We start from the raw sequence: 15455 nt of genomic DNA on the forward strand, positions 1-15455 counted from the left end.
ATTAGAGATGGACAATACTGAAACGAGATCTATTCTTGATACCCCCTTTTTTCTCTCCACTGAAACGGTTGAACAGTTTCATGAAAACGGTTGGGTAAAGTTGGACAACATCATGGGACAGGATGATTTACAGCCCTATAGAAAAGCTATACAAGCTGAAGTCTCCCAACGACAAAAAGACTTCAAGCCTTTGCAGGAACGGGACACTTATGGCAAAGCATTTTTACAGATCATGAACCTTTGGAGATCAAACGAAGTGATTAGGCAGTTTGTAATGGCTAAGCGGTTTGCAGGAATTGCCGCCAAACTGCTGGGAGTTGAAAAAGTAAGGATCTATCACGATCAGGCATTATTTAAAGAGGCGGGCGGAGGTCCAACCCCTTGGCACCAAGACCAGTATTATTGGCCATTGGACACGGATAAAACGCTTACCATGTGGATGCCACTTGTGGATTTGAATGAATCTATGGGCATTCTTCAATTTGCCTCAGGCTCACATCGCCACGAAAACAAAGAACAAATCGCCATCTCTGATCAATCAAACCACTATTTCGACGAATTGGTCCACCACAATGCATATTCTATTTCAGATCTCAAATCAATTTGTGCCGGAGATGCTACCTTCCATTATGGGTGGACCATGCATTATGCTCCTGGTAACATTGGTAACCGCATGCGTGAAGTAATGACTGTCATTTATTTTGCAGATGGAGCCAAAGTAACCCAACCTGACCATGTACACAAGGAGACAGACTTAAGGCAGTGGTTACCTGGCTGTCAAGCAGGTGATTTGGCGGCCAGTCCAATCAATCCGGTTGTCTGATAAAAAAGAGCCTTGGTTCGCAAGGCTCTTTTTCCGTAACTGTTATTGTTTTGTACTTTCCTTTTCTTTCAGCAGATAATACATATAAAGCTGATAAGCATGCGGATGTGCATTGTAGACCATATTCTGAGAGTGCCCCGGGTAAGCTGAAGTCAGGGAGGAGTTCACATAATCTGAAGAAGTCCATTGCCCGATCCAAAGATCAGGGTATTGACTTGAAATATGCCTGAAAGTGGTGCGCTCAAAAAACTGCCATGCTTTGTCTATATCTACTTCTGCCGTTCCGATTACGAGCTGCCCAAAAGGAGAATACCAGCAGCCACCGTTTTCCCCGCAGCCAATTTCTGCATAATGCTCTCCCCTCTTCAGTGGGAAGTTGCCTTCCATCAGCCTTGCGCCTACTTTTTCTGGCTTGATCAGCTTCTCTTCCACTTCCTGTAAGAGTGCTTGTTTTTTCTCTATGGATACTTCCGGAATTTGCAGGGCAAACGCCTGTGGCCAAAGGTAAATCTTGTCATGTCCTACTGATTCATCAATCCAGTAAAAACGGCGTAGATATGTGGCACCCCCCCAGTCTTTCATCACATTTTCCAGCATGGTTTTACGCTGATAGGTAATACTTTCCAGCAGTCGGTCAACTTCTATCATTGGGATATCTTTCTCTACCTTTTTCGCCTTTTCCAGTTCGCGCAGCATATCACCATACACTTTCACAAGCATGGTAGAATTGAGCATGGATTCAGAATCAAAGTACATTCGGTTGTAAGGTTTTTCCGCCAGTACAAAATGAATGTCATCATTCCAGTCAGAGTTCAGGAGACGGACCAATCCCCTTGGACCGACGCTGATCTCGTCACGCAGAAAGAGGTGCATCATCTCGATATGGTCCAGCACTGTGCCAGAAGTTTTGGCCTCCAAAGGGTAATAGGCGATGTCTTCCATTAGAAAAGCATAGTCTCCTGTAATGCGCAGGTACTCATTGAGAGAGTTCAAGAGAAACAGTTGGTTGTCACTCTGCTTATACGCTTCATCGGTCTGGTAACCGATCCCTTTTTCCGAAATTGGGGCTTCCCCTCTTGGTGTTACCTTTTTCAGGCAATAACGCAAGGCTGATTTGGCTACTTCAGGGTTGTAATAACACATGGGCAACATGTGCTGCAAGTGGTCACGGATACCACCATGCAGTCCCCAATAATAATCATAGGCACTTCCTTGCGGGGTTTTGGTTTCCTGAAAATAACCCGAATACATGGACATGGCTTCGAGCGTATGGGCATCCCAGATCAACTCCATTCTCAATCGATCATCTTTTTCAGCTTCAAATAGTGGTAACACATTTTTCCATGCTGAAGCAAAACTGTTGGCTACATCGTCCTGCTGCAGCTTTTCAATCATTTGCTTGATCTGTGCCACATCTCCAGTGGCTTCGATTCCCACCACAAAATAAACAGTCTTTTTCTCAGCAGGTTTTAGGGTAACCTCAACCGAAGCATCCAATAATGGTTTCCCTGATGCATCAGGGTAAGAGGTCACAGTACCATTGACTTCCAGTGAACTGATAAACAGTGAAGGAGGGTAACCCTCATATTCTGCTGCTGTCTCTCGATCCTTCCAAAGAAAAGGGACTTCCGTTTCCGCGATCATATCCGCTTTGATCAAGTTTGCAGACACCTGTTTCACATCAGCGCGGTAATCCACTTTTTTAGCTGACCGCTGCTGATAATTCATTTCATAACTGGCTCTTACAAACTCATGGTAGTCTACCTTCTCTTTGCGTTTTCCTGAATTTTCTATTTCTACTTCTACCAGAAAGGCGGGCAGGCCACCATCATAGCTTTGGGAAGGGGCCACCTTGATAGTACGCTTCACAGACAGGTTTTTATTCATCTGATAACGATAAGACATATACCCTACTCCTGTTTTAACGGCTGTTTGGCTTCTGTTTTCAGCCAACGAGTTGGGACCGGTCAGGGCCACCCGTTTCTTTCCTAGCTTTAGGTAAGCGCCGCTTACCCCTGTGTTGATGCTGTCACCCTGATTCAGCCTTCCCCAGCTTCTCTCAGCCGTCAGCAACTGGTATGTTCCGCTGACATGGGCAAAGAGCAGCATCCGGTAATTGCCCAGCGCAAAATAAGGGTCTGTGGTCATGCTGGTCGCCTGTTTTGACAACTCCACCTTAAAAGGATATGCCCCCTGATAATCAAGGGAAGGCAATCCATTCTCGTCCCATTCCCATACAACTAAGGGTGTCTGGGCAATACTTGCGCCGCCAAATGTCAGCAGCAGGAGCAGTCCTATTGTTTTGAGTATTTTCATCTGAGATCTAAAAATATAAGAGAGTCTGTATCCATAAGCGGAAGAGACTTCGCTTTGTGTAAAAATTGGTTCAGCCTAAAAATAGGATGCTTTGAAAAAGCAGGGAAGTCTTCTGCTGGCTTACTGCGCCAATCTGAATATGAATCCGCACATTCTGAAGGGATGTCCTCATTCCTGCCCACCGCGATTTTTGCGCTTTTGGGGCCACTGCAAATTCGCTCCTTATAAAACGATTTGCCCCCCCTTATTGCCTGTACAATACAAATATTTACCCAACCGAAACACGTCTGGTGTACAGCCTCAATGCTGTATGCTTTAAACAGGTCTTTTATTTATAAACCAACAGGATTGTGAAACTAGGAATCATTGATATATGCATTATTGCCCTTTACCTGATCGCCACGGTGGTAATCGGGCTGGTGATGAAAAAACGGGCGCAAAAAAGTAAAGGTGAATACTTGCTGGGGGGCAACAAGCTGCCCTGGTATCTGTTGGGGCTTTCAAACGCTTCCGGCATGTTTGACATCTCAGGCACTATGTGGCTGGTGGCTATCGGGTTTGTCTACGGACTCAAGAGTATCTGGATCCCCTGGCTGTGGCCTGTATTCAACCAGATTTTCCTGATGGTGTTCTTGTCGGCTTGGCTCAGGCGCTCCAATGTCACGACTGGCGCAGAGTGGATCAAAACACGGTTCGGGAACAGCCGTGAAGCACGACTCTCCCATATGGTGGTCGTCATCTTTGCACTGATTGGCTGTATTGGCATGCTGGCATACGGCTTTATAGGAGTAGGGAAATTCATCGAGATATTTATTCCTTGGGAATATGTGTCACAATACATTCCATTTGAAGTATCATCACAGTATGTACCGCATTTTTACGGTATTTGCCTGACCCTATTTGCCATGTTCTATGCCATACTCGGCGGGATGGTCAGTATTGTATGGACCGACATCGTCCAATACATCATCATGACTGTTTCCTCTATTATTGTCGCTGCCATTGCCATGAGTACTTTGGGTGAGCAGACACTGGTGGTGCCGGAAGGATGGATGTCTCCTTTATTCGGATGGGAACTCGAAATGGACTGGCATGGCATTGTGCAGGAAGCCAATGATAAAATTGCTACAGACGGATTTTCTCTCTTTACTGTGTTCTTTTCACTGACTCTTTTCAAAGGGATTCTTTCTAGTGCTGCAGGTCCTGCTCCAACGTATGATATGCAAAAAATTCTGGCGTCAAAGAATGCGAAAGAAGCTTCCCTGATGAGCGGATCGGTTTCCCTGATCCTGATTCCTGCCCGCTATATGATGATCACGGGTTTTGTCGTATTGGGACTTCTGTATTTTGATCAGTTAAATCTGTATGTAGGCGGAAGGTTGGATTTTGAACAGCTTCTTCCCGCTGCCATGGAACAGTTTATTCCGGTAGGGCTTACAGGGATGTTACTGGCTGGACTATTGGCAGCCTTTAATTCCACTTTTGCCGGAACACTCAACGCTGGACAGGCTTATATTATCAATGACCTTTACCTTAAATACATTAACCCACAAGCTACTCAGAAAAAAGTCACACTTATCAGCTATGCAATCGGTATTATACTTGTGGTGGTCAGTACCATTTTCGGTTTCTTTGCCAAAGATGTCAATGCCGTGCTGCAATGGGTAGTTTCTGCCCTTTATGGTGGCTATATCGCATCCAATGTACTGAAGTGGTACTGGTGGCGATTTAATGGCGGCGGATATTTCTGGGGAATGGCATCCGGTACGTTAGCTGCATTGGTATTTCCATTGGTGTTTCAGCAAACGCTCGAACTGTACTATTTCCCGCTCCTGCTCCTGATTTCATTTGTGGGGTGCATTGTTGGGACCTATACCTCGCCACCTACTGATATGGAAACATTGAAACGTTTTTACTTCAATGTAAGACCTTGGGGGTTCTGGCAACCAATCCATCAGGAGCTAGAGGCTTCTTATCCAAACCTAAAAGCCAATACCCATTTCAAGCGGGACATGTTCAATGTCGGAGTCGGTATTTTGTGGCAAACCGTTTTGGTGGCTACCCCCATCTTTATGGTGCTGATGGAGTGGCGGAATTTCTTCCTGTCTCTTGTACTAACCTGTCTGACTTCCTTTATCCTGAAAAAAACATGGTGGGAGCCATTCAAGGCGCGAGAAGAGGAACTGGCGTTAGAGCTATCAGAGCAGCCCGTTGAAGCTGAAAGTGTGCTTACTAACTAACGTGAATTATGGATTAGAATGTCCCTTACCGATGGGTTCAAACCCATCGCTGATATATTTTGTCCTTTCAGGACAGGTAAACACACCCTGAAAGGGTGATATACAATAGCGATGGGATTCATCCCATCGAAATAGGCAAAACAGAGGTATTTTAATCCATAACTCACGTTAACTAATAAAGACTCATTATCAAATAAATTCAAGCATCTCTACCATTGAAAACTCCTGCAAATTGAAATCACTTGCAGGAGTTTTTGCATTCAACGGAAATACAAAGGCTACATACTTTTGGATTCAATCACTTTCACCTCCGTATTCCTGTTATAAACCTTCAGGTTTCTTACCAGTAGTTTTGTCCTGACCATACATCGGATCACGATATGACCAAAATTGTAAACCCCACCACTATTTGTTAAGTATGAGTCTTCAGCTTCCACGATGATTTTGCCATCTATGGCTCCCACCAGTTTATTACCCTGCTGAAGAAACTGCAACTTATGCCATTTGTAATTCTCAAAAGGCTTGTCAAACGTTCCATAGTCAAGCGGTAAATAGTAGGGGTTTTTGGTCAATCCACCAGAAGCAATATCATTCCGTACATCATTCATTTCCCTGTAATATTCCCAATGATAATTCCTGACATCTTCACCAATCGCCGTCCTGAAGTTACCATTTGTTCTCAGCGGATAATCCTTCAACACATCTTCCCGCTGCATGCCTGCGGCCTGTACCATCAAAAGGCTTAACCCGCCGGGTCTTAATGACTTAAACTCATACTCCACATACAAATCACCTTCAAAGATATCTTTTGACCAGACATACACTTGGCTGTCAAGCGTGGCTGCACACTGATCCAGAAAAGGCGTTTCGATCAGCAACCCTTCCTCCGTAATCGACGGTGCATCTGTATAACCTTGAACATGAAACAAGTCCAGATGTTGCGGCTCCTTCAAGCTCAGGTTTAATTTTTCCTGCCACTCCTCGTTTATACCAAATTCAAAGTCTTCGATTTTACCTCCGGCAAATACGTCCAATAAATGCTGATGGTATTGCGCATCAAAATCGGGGAGATTTGTCTTATATAATGCACTTATTTTTTTAGGACTTAACACCTCTTCATAAAAGGAATAATCACCCAAAGCCAACGCATTGTTATTGACATACAATTGATCATTGATCTGGTCATAATAGAACCCGCTATTGGTACTGTCTTCCGTCCCAATCAAGATACCATTGGCATACAAGCGCAACTCGTTTTTCTTTTTGTCCCAAGTAAGGGTAATCTGGTACCATCTGTTTTTTTCGAATAGAAAATGCTCGGAAGTAACAAAGCCTTTCTGGGGAGGATCTACCCTTGTCGGGAATAGTGTTCCCTTGTAGAATTTGGCATAAAACTGTGGATGCCAATCCCTGGCAAAACTGAGGGCAAAGTTGGCTTCATCAATATTATTAGGATTTTGGGCATAGTCAGACAAAAGGGAAAAACTGAAATAATACTTGTTGTTCATATCCATGCGGTAGCCCCTGTAGGCTGGAGAGAGATCTTCCAATGGAAAAAACCACAAGTTGAGGGAACCTTTCTCTTCATTCAGGGTATGTTTTGGAAAAACCAATCGACTATGGATACTGGTCAGGTTGTAGGCTTTTTTACCTGAAAGCTCCACGATTCTTGCCTCTCCATGTATTTCCGAATCTTCCTGCTCATGGAAAGGTTTCACTTTGTATTCAAACAGCGGTGTCTGAGCTAAAGAAGCTGAAATACAGATCACGGAAAGTACCAATACTAATATTTTTTTCATCTATCTGATTCTATTTAGGGTTTGATTTCATTTTTTTTGTAAAGCAGTAAAAAGAAAAGCTACCCCAATGGAGTAGCCAATTCTTCGTTTTCAATATTCAAACACAACAACTAATTATAATTAGGGTCTTGCAGCAGAATACCACCAGACTTATCCACTTCCTGTACTGGTATAGGGTAAAACTCGCCTCTTGCCTTGTAACGGTCTCCCAAAGCTGTCTCCAGATCTCCCCATCTCCGCAAATCATTGAAACGATGTGCTTCAAATGCTAGCTCCTTGCTTCTTTCCTCTTTCAGTAGCGTTATCAGAGGTTTTCCTGTAGCAGTTTTACGATCAGCTATGGATACAAAGCTATTGCCAAATGCCCTTTCCCTCACCATATCAATATAGGTGACTGCATCCGATTCAGCCCCAGCGCCATTCAGCAAAGCTTCTGCATACATCAGGTAAACATCTGCGAGCCTGATAAGGGGGAAGTTCTCATCATTGCCCCCTGTTACAGTGGGTTTGGTACTGATTCCTTTCCTGATTACAGGGCCTAATCCTGTATAAACTTCCTCACTCCATGCGATGCTATCTCCCGGCATCCTAATAAATGCCTTAAATCGCTTGTCGCCTGACTCACTTTGGTACAAATCTATCAATGGCTGTGTTGGGAACAGGTTGTAATATCCTCCTGCCATATTTTCCAAGAACTGTACACGCTGCTGCCCTTCACTTGCCTGTACGCCGTCATCAAACCAGAAGTTGACACCTCCCACATGACTATCAAACTGTACTTCAAATATATTCTCGTTGGCAATTGCATTGTTCTGGTTATTGATATGCCATATATATTCGGGATCAGGCACCAAGCTGTAAGGCATATCTATCACTTCCTTAAGGAATTTAGCTGCCTCTGTGTATTTCTTCTGATACAGATACACCTTCCCAAGTAAGGCCTTTGCAGCTCCTATTGTCGCCCTTCCAATTTCCTCATTTTCTTTATTTGAATACATTTCTGGCAAGTGGTTGCTGGTAACGATTGAAGTCAGATCATCTTCAATAAAAGCATAGACTTCCTCCCTACTACTTTTTGGAATGGCAAAAGTGATCATGTTTTCCGGTGTTCTTAACGGAACCTCCCGCCACATTTGTAACAGGTGGAAGTAATAGAGCGCTCTCAGGAACCTTGCTTCATCTTGTGCCCTCAGCATCAGTTCTTGATCCTTTAATTCTTCCGGTACCTTAGAAGTCACTGTATTCGTTCTATTAATTCCTTTGTAAAGCGAACTCCACATCCCCAGCAATTCTCCGGAGTTCTCTCCAAACTCAAAGATATAGTGCTGTGTAAATTCCGCTGCTGTCTCAGGCGTCTCCACATGGTCTGTGAGCAGTCCCCTTTGTTTCCAGTAATGATTGGAGTAAAGTCTCACATCTCCCAAAGCTGAATAGGCAGCGGTCAATGATTCCATAATAGACTCCTCATTAATAAAATAGTTATCAGAGGTAATCTGAGTTTTCTGTTCTACCTCCAAAAAATCTTCGCAGGCACTTGCCAGTGGCAGCATCACCACCGGCAGCAATCTGATATATCGGATGATCGTCTTCATTTATATACTAAGGTTTGCTGGGTTAGAAATTCATTTGTACACCTGCTGATACTGTTCTTGGTGTTGGTCTTGCCAAATTAGAGTACTCAATGCCTGCTCCGTTAGAGCTTCCCTGATCCCAAACGTCTGGATTGTAACCATTATAGTTTGACAAGATGAATGCGTTTGTCACACTGAAATAGAGTCTCAACTTAGAAATGGCACCATTCATTAACAGGTTTTCGCTGAAGTTATAGCCAAGTTGAAAATTCTTGGCAGTTATGTAAGTCCCGTCCTGAAGCATCCTGTCAGAGAAGTCAAAAGAACGTGCACTGGCATTGATCACCGGATGGTCTGCATTCGGATTTTCTTCCGTCCAGGTATTGTCCACCAAACTGATATGTCTGTTGAGTTTGTCATTGGTTTGGGTCAGCTCTCTCAGGTTCTGGTTGTAGACTTGAAAGCCTGACTTTCCTTCCAGCAGTAGTGACAGGTCAAAGCCTTTGTAATTGGCATTCAGGCTAAGACCAAAATAATACTTCGGCAGTGAATTGCCCAGTACGATTCGGTCATTGTTATCCAATACCCCATCATTGTTCGTCTCGGCAAATTTTACGTCTCCAGGTTTGGCATAAGGCTGGTAAGGCTTGAACTCGCCATTGGCATCTGTACTGCCATAGCTGTCAATTTCGTCCTGAGACTGAAACAGTCCCAATGACTGGTAGCCATAGAAGTGCCACATCTCTTCTCCTGCCAGCACACGCTGCGCGCCGTTGACGATCGGAACAGCCTGCCCGCCGATTTCATATACCTTGGTTACCTGATTCTGGAGGTAGGTAAAGTTGCCACTTACCCTGTACTGGAAGGCGTGTTCCATATTGTTATAGGAGACTGCCAGCTCTATCCCTTTATTTCTGATGGAACCGACATTGATATTACCTGTACCGATATACTGCGGGCTACGGTCAATGCCTATACCATAATCAGCCATATACTGCACTTCTAGCAAGGCATCCTCTGAGTCCTTGATAAAATAATCTGCCACCACTTCTACCTTGTCATGTAACAACCCCAAGTCTACTCCCATGTTGGTTTGCTTGGCTGTTTCCCATCTCAGGTTGTCTGACGGCGCAGAATCCACAACTGATCCTACCGTACTGGTACCTGAAGCAAAAGGGTAGACCACAAACGGATACATGAGTGGTGTAATCTGTGAACCCAATGATAAATCTCTGCCCAGCTCACCATAGCCACCCCTGATTTTCATATTGGATATTAACTTGCTGCCTTTCAGAAACGGTTCTTCCGACACTCTCCAACCTAGCGAGAAAGATGGAAAATTACCCCAACGATTCGCTGCCGACAGGATGGAACTGCCATCTCTTCGTAACGATCCTGTCATCAGGTATTTATCCTTGTAGGAGTACGTCACCCTTCCCAAAAAAGAAAGCATGTGTTTCTCAAACAGGAAGTTGCCATAATTCCCTCTATTTCCCACCACTGACTGGATTCCGTCACGGTTTTCAAAGGCGCCGGCAAAAACGCCCTTTGATTTCTCTGTCAAAGCAGTGGTCCCCAGCATAGCACCTACCTTATGTCCACCAAATTCCCGGTCATAGTTGAAATAGTTTTCAATATTGAATGACTGGAAACGCATCTGGTCCTCCCCATAGAATGATTCTACCGTGGCATAGGTGGCGGTTCCCTGATCAATTTTGGGATGCTGGGTTGTCGTAAGCGAGTGGAGCATCTGCGCATTCAGGGAGGATCTGAATTTCAGTCCAGTTAACAGTTCTAGTTCCCCAAAAATATTTCCGTTGAAACCGAACTGATTGGTTTCTTTCTGCTTCAAATCCATATTCAATACCGGATTCATGGTATTAACAATGCCCGCCAGTTCTGTAGAAGGAATGCCATATCCATTCAACGTGGTAGGATCATAGACCGGCATATGCGGAATGGTTTTCATGACTGCCGGACCAGCATTTTCACCTGGTACCTGTCTCATGGAAGTGTACAGGTTGATCGATTCTCCAAAATTGAAAATACCCTTTTTCATATTGGAGTTGAGGGAGAGGTTGAAACGCTCATAACCTGTATTGCGCTGCAGTCCTTCCTGGTTAAAGTAACTGGCTGAAAGGCGATAACTGCCTGCTTCACTTCCGCCCGCTCCTGAAAAGTTATACCGCTGAACCGGTGCCGGACGGAACACTTCCTCCATCCAGTTGGTCGTCTCAGTATAGTCTTCATTGTACACCCACTTGTTGAATTTGATGGTCACTACTTCGCCTGTTGTGAACAGCGTTTCAGCAAACTGCTTATACTGTTGGGTGTTCATCATCTCATACTGGTTCAACGGATACTGCATGCCGTATTCAGCATTGAAGTTGAATTGCGTCCTGCCCGACTTACCTGACTTGGTGGTGATAATCACAACACCATTAGCTGCCCGTGTACCATAAATGGCTGCTGCAGAAGCATCCTTTAGCACGTTCATACTCTCGATATCATTGACATCAATATTGTTCAGGGAAGTCATCTGTACACCATCCACCACATACAAAGGATCAGACGCTCCTGTAATGGTGCCGACGCCCCTAATTCTTACCTTGATTCCACCACCGGGAGAGGTACTGTTCGAGACCTGTACACCTGCCATTCTACCCTGCATCGCCTGGCTTACATTGGAGACCGGGTACTGGTTCAGCTCTTCTGCCTTGACTAGTCCAACGGCACCGGTCAGGTCCTTGGCTTCCTGTGTACCGTATCCAATCACGACCACTTCTTCCAGCGATTGCATGTCGGGCGTCAAGCTGACACTGAACTCTGTTCGGCTACCCACTTTCAATTCTTGTGAGATAAAGCCTACATAAGAGAATACAATCACATCTTCCGGCTCAGCCAGAATAGAGAATTTACCATCAAAATTGGTAATTCCTCCTTTACTCTTGTTTTTGATCGCTACGTTGACACCCGGTAAAGTTTCTCCGTTTGTGGCATCCAATACTCGCCCGACAATCGGTACGCCTGTTTCCTGTGCCGATACTTCACCTGACAGCAAACACCAAGTAAAAATTAGGAGCAGCAGTCTGGCTATGCACGAACTGTTAAATGTAAAAGGTTTCATAGTTGTTTATTTTCGTCGCCTGTTTCGTTACAGATTTGGGTTGTGTGTTTCTTCACGACGATAAATGTAGTCTATACCCTTTCTACAGAGAGGGTACAGGATTTCACAAAAGTTGGACAAATGATTTTTCCTCTTTTTTTGATATTTGTATAGGGTTATAATATAATTATTCTTAAAATAATCATATAAAAATCCTCTTATAATCAAAACAAGTAACACATAAACTTCCTTTTAGCCTTGGTCTTTGCCAACAAACAATAAAAGGAGACCTAAGCCTCCTTTCATCAATATTTCATTCTGATTATATGTACACTTCTGACACTTAAATATCCCTTTACTGTATCGCCAGCTCTTCAGTTGAGTCGGATACCAGTTTTGCCTGAATAATAAATCCTCCATAAGGCGGACACTTGATGCTAACCTTTTTATCTGCCACATCATGTTGGGTCCTGAGCATTTTTTGGTTTTCGTCATCCTGCACTACCAACCATTCCACATCCTGTTCTATAAATGAAAGATCAATAGACCATTCTTTTTCCATTCCCTCTCCATTTATTCCTCCTACGTACCAAGTGTTTGCTTCTCTCCGTGCTATTACCACTTCTTTACCTGGATACCCCTGCAGCAGCTTTACCTCATCCCATGCAGTAGGCAGGTCACGCAACAACTGCTTCACTTCTTCAGGCTGTTTTTCGAAACCATTTATTTTATCTGCCATATGCAGAATACCAGATTCAAATAAAACGGTTAATGCCAATTCGTGTCCTTTTGTAGTGATGTGAACATATTGATCTGAAAGCAATACTGGCGTATAATCCATTCCCCCCACTACATTTCTGGTAAAAGGAAGAATGGTGTTTGCAATTGGCGCATAACGAGCATAATCATTACTGAATGTATAGGTCTCTGCTCCTTTCACCGCTTCCATGGTCATCAAATGCGGATAGGTTTTTGACCAACCCCGAGGAATGGTACAACCATGAAAATTGACCATCAGTTCATAGGTAGCAGCGTCTTCCAGAATTTCCTTGTATAGTTTCATCATTTCAGGCTTATCACTTTGGAAAAAATCCACCTTCACTCCTTTAATTCCCCATTCCTGCAGCCTAGCAAATTCCGTCTTCCGCTTTTCTTTGTCACTGACTATATCACGCGGTGCTTCAATGATTGTATTGTGTTTGCCTCCCGAGTTGTACCACAACAGCAGGCCCACCTTTTTGGCGTTGGCATACTCAATCAGTTCCCTGATATTTCCTCCTTTCATATGAATCCAGTTGGCATCCACCAAGGAATATTCCCAATCCATTTCCGCAGCCAGATCCACAAAGGATTTCAATTTTTCAAAAGAGAGCGGACTATCATGATCTGAAAGCCAACTCCAAGAAGCAACGCCCGGCTTAATCCATGCCGTCTGTTTCATGCTGGATTTCCGAGCTACCTGCTTAACAAGGTCAGACTGGATAATTGTATCCAGATTTTTGCCAAGGGCTATAGTTTTCCAGCTTGTGTGTCCAGGCAGTGTCAATACAGGTTTTTGGCTGTAAAGCCCCATGTACTCATCGCTTTCTGGCCATCTTAATGCGTAAATTCCCTCTTTTGCCTGATGATCCAAGTGGCTGCCTGCATAATCTCCGTCAATACCTGACTCGCTCAACAGCACCCAACTGGAAGGCATTTTGAACAATGCAGGGAAACACCAGCCATGTCCATAAGGTGAGTCTGTTCCAATTACGACTTCCTTATAAAACTCTTCGTATGCAGGCTCCCATTTGGTCACCTCATCATACGGTTGCAGCCATGCCCTTCCGCCTGCTGAAAGGTTAAAAGTCATCAGGTCTTTTTCGATGATCACTTCCTGATCAGAACGTTCAGGAAATTCCTGTCGCAAGGCCAAGCCATCCTCATATAACTGACAGGTGATGGTAAGTTGGTTCCCTAAAGCATTTTCAAACGTAAATGACTGACGAATACCCTGTTTATTAACCTTTCGCTGTTTTCCGGTCGGAAGTGTAAAATCATCCGTAAAGGCGACCGCCTCAGTTTTGGCAACAAAAGACAGGTTTTGACTCAGGTCAGCATCGTTTCTGATGACACCTAACCGCGAGGTATCTATCACCACCTGCCCCTCCTGCTTTACCCAATATTTCAGTTGTCCATTCTCTATGTGCAGCTCAAATCTAAGTGGATGGTCGGGATTAGACAGTACCCACGTTTCTTGCTTTCTGATGGTATCACATCCCATTACTATCAGAATCAGCAGTCCTATCAATCGAATTCGCATTGTATATTTTTATATTTGAGTTACTAAATTTTAAAATGATCAAAGCCCATCTTTTCAGATCAGCTGCATCAACTATTGCCTATCCAATAAAGGTCTGGTTAGCGTTCTTGTATTCCATCTCTTCCATCATAGTCCTGTTTTTCCTGATCAGTTCAAGCCGTTGTGCAACACTTGCATGGCTAGTGAGCGCATCTTCCGGTGTATTGAAACAGTAATCCAGTAATTGTCCGACACTAGATTTTGCCACATGTATGCGTGTATCGGAAGAGGCGTAGTAGATCAACACTGTACCATCAGGATGTTCTACCCACCCATTGACAAACAGAACATTGCTTACATCTCCCACTCTCTCAGCGCCTTCCGGTGCCAAGAAATATCCCCCAGGACGGGCAATCACCTTTGATGGATCGTCAAGGGATGTCACAAACATGTAAAGCGTATAACGGAGTCCCGCTGCTGTATTTCTGACGCCATGTGCCAGATGCAGCCAGCCTTTTTCCGTCTTGATAGGCGTGGGACCTTGCCCGTTTTTCAATTCCTTGACCGTGTGGTAAACCTTCGGGTCCAGAATGGTTTCCTCTTTCACTTCGGCTCTTTCCATACTTTCAGTCAGCCCGAAACCAATTCCGCCGCCCTTCCCGGTATCAATGAATCCATCCTGCGGACGTGTGTAAAGCGCATACTGCCCATCGACAAATTCGGGATGAAGGACCACATTCCGCTGCTGCCCTGAGTAGGTGATCAGGTCCGGCAAACGTTCCCAACTCTTCAGATCTTTGCTCCTGATAATACCGCATGCCGCCACTGCCGACGACTCATCCCCTGCAGGTCCAGCCGGGTCTTTCCGCTCTGTACAGAAAGTGCCGTATACATAGCCGTCTTCGTGGGCTGTCAACCTCATATCATAGACGTTGGTATCCGGGTTCTCCGTTTGTGGCAAAAGGATAGGTTCGTCCCATACCTTGAACTTATCCATGCCGGAAGTACTTTCGGCTATGGCAAAAAACGATTTCCTGTCCCATCCCTCCACTCTCATGACCAGCAATGTTGTGCCATTCCATAAAATGGCACCCGGATTGAAAACAGCATTGATTCCCATTCGCTGAGCCAGATACGGATTGGATGTCTCTTCCAGGTCGTATCTCCAGTGCGGAGGGATATGGGCGGCTGTAAAAACCGGATACCTGTAGCGGGTCAGAAAACCGGTGCTGTCATCAGCCTCTTCATTACCCTGTTCAATCAGGTTTGTATAATCCGTATAGATCTGATCTATCCTAAGTTTGAAATCACTCATCTGT

At 44.5% G+C, this 15455-nt stretch carries 8 protein-coding genes; 2 read left to right on the top strand and 6 right to left on the bottom strand.

What is annotated here, in order from left to right:
• Positions 1–7 precede the first annotated feature (7 nt).
• A complete protein-coding gene (locus tag V6R21_RS00530; protein ID WP_334239890.1) occupies positions 8–823 on the top strand; it encodes a phytanoyl-CoA dioxygenase family protein in 816 nt (271 codons plus the stop codon).
• Positions 824–865: 42 nt separating this feature from the next.
• Here V6R21_RS00530 and V6R21_RS00535 read toward each other — a convergent pair whose 3' ends face one another.
• Positions 866–3139, bottom strand: a complete 2274-nt coding sequence (locus V6R21_RS00535) for a GH36-type glycosyl hydrolase domain-containing protein (RefSeq protein ID WP_334239892.1) — start codon at positions 3137–3139, stop codon at positions 866–868.
• A 350-nt stretch (positions 3140–3489) separates the two neighbouring features.
• Here V6R21_RS00535 and V6R21_RS00540 point away from each other — a divergent pair, with 350 nt between their 5' ends.
• Entirely contained in the window at positions 3490–5379 is a 1890-nt protein-coding gene (locus V6R21_RS00540) for a sodium:solute symporter family protein (protein WP_334239895.1), read from the top strand.
• Between the two features lie 278 nt (positions 5380–5657).
• On the opposite strand, the gene V6R21_RS00545 is transcribed toward V6R21_RS00540, so the two are convergent.
• The 5 genes from V6R21_RS00545 to V6R21_RS00565 all read right to left on the bottom strand — a co-directional run bounded on the left by V6R21_RS00545 (position 5658) and on the right by V6R21_RS00565 (position 15451).
• On the bottom strand, positions 5658–7178 hold the full coding sequence (locus tag V6R21_RS00545; protein WP_334239897.1) for a DUF1961 family protein: 1521 nt from the start codon (positions 7176–7178) through the stop codon (positions 5658–5660).
• A gap of 110 nt (positions 7179–7288) precedes the next feature.
• Positions 7289–8770: a RagB/SusD family nutrient uptake outer membrane protein gene (locus tag V6R21_RS00550; RefSeq protein WP_334239899.1), complete on the bottom strand. Its 1482-nt coding sequence runs from the start codon at positions 8768–8770 to the stop codon at positions 7289–7291.
• A 22-nt stretch (positions 8771–8792) separates the two neighbouring features.
• On the bottom strand, positions 8793–11876 hold the full coding sequence (locus V6R21_RS00555; protein ID WP_334239901.1) for a SusC/RagA family TonB-linked outer membrane protein: 3084 nt from the start codon (positions 11874–11876) through the stop codon (positions 8793–8795).
• A gap of 334 nt (positions 11877–12210) precedes the next feature.
• The gene (locus tag V6R21_RS00560) at positions 12211–14157 is read right to left on the bottom strand and encodes a glycoside hydrolase family 97 protein (protein ID WP_334239903.1); all 1947 of its coding nucleotides are present in this window, start codon (positions 14155–14157) and stop codon (positions 12211–12213) included.
• A 79-nt stretch (positions 14158–14236) separates the two neighbouring features.
• Positions 14237–15451, bottom strand: a complete 1215-nt coding sequence (locus V6R21_RS00565) for a glycoside hydrolase family 130 protein (RefSeq protein WP_334239905.1) — start codon at positions 15449–15451, stop codon at positions 14237–14239.
• Positions 15452–15455: the final 4 nt, after the last annotated feature.

This window comes from Limibacter armeniacum, assembly GCF_036880985.1.
GTDB lineage: Bacteria > Bacteroidota > Bacteroidia > Cytophagales > Flammeovirgaceae > Limibacter > Limibacter armeniacum.

What these genes read in the sequence shown, in the direction of transcription:
- V6R21_RS00530 (WP_334239890.1), top strand. Translation starts at nt 8, where the DNA reads ATGGACAATACTGAAACGAGATCTATTCTTGATACCCCCTTTTTTCTC.
- V6R21_RS00535 (WP_334239892.1), bottom strand. Translation starts at nt 3,139, where the DNA reads ATGAAAATACTCAAAACAATAGGACTGCTCCTGCTGCTGACATTTGGC.
- V6R21_RS00545 (WP_334239897.1), bottom strand. Translation starts at nt 7,178, where the DNA reads ATGAAAAAAATATTAGTATTGGTACTTTCCGTGATCTGTATTTCAGCT.
- V6R21_RS00550 (WP_334239899.1), bottom strand. Translation starts at nt 8,770, where the DNA reads ATGAAGACGATCATCCGATATATCAGATTGCTGCCGGTGGTGATGCTG.
- V6R21_RS00555 (WP_334239901.1), bottom strand. Translation starts at nt 11,876, where the DNA reads ATGAAACCTTTTACATTTAACAGTTCGTGCATAGCCAGACTGCTGCTC.
- V6R21_RS00560 (WP_334239903.1), bottom strand. Translation starts at nt 14,157, where the DNA reads ATGCGAATTCGATTGATAGGACTGCTGATTCTGATAGTAATGGGATGT.
- V6R21_RS00565 (WP_334239905.1), bottom strand. Translation starts at nt 15,451, where the DNA reads ATGAGTGATTTCAAACTTAGGATAGATCAGATCTATACGGATTATACA.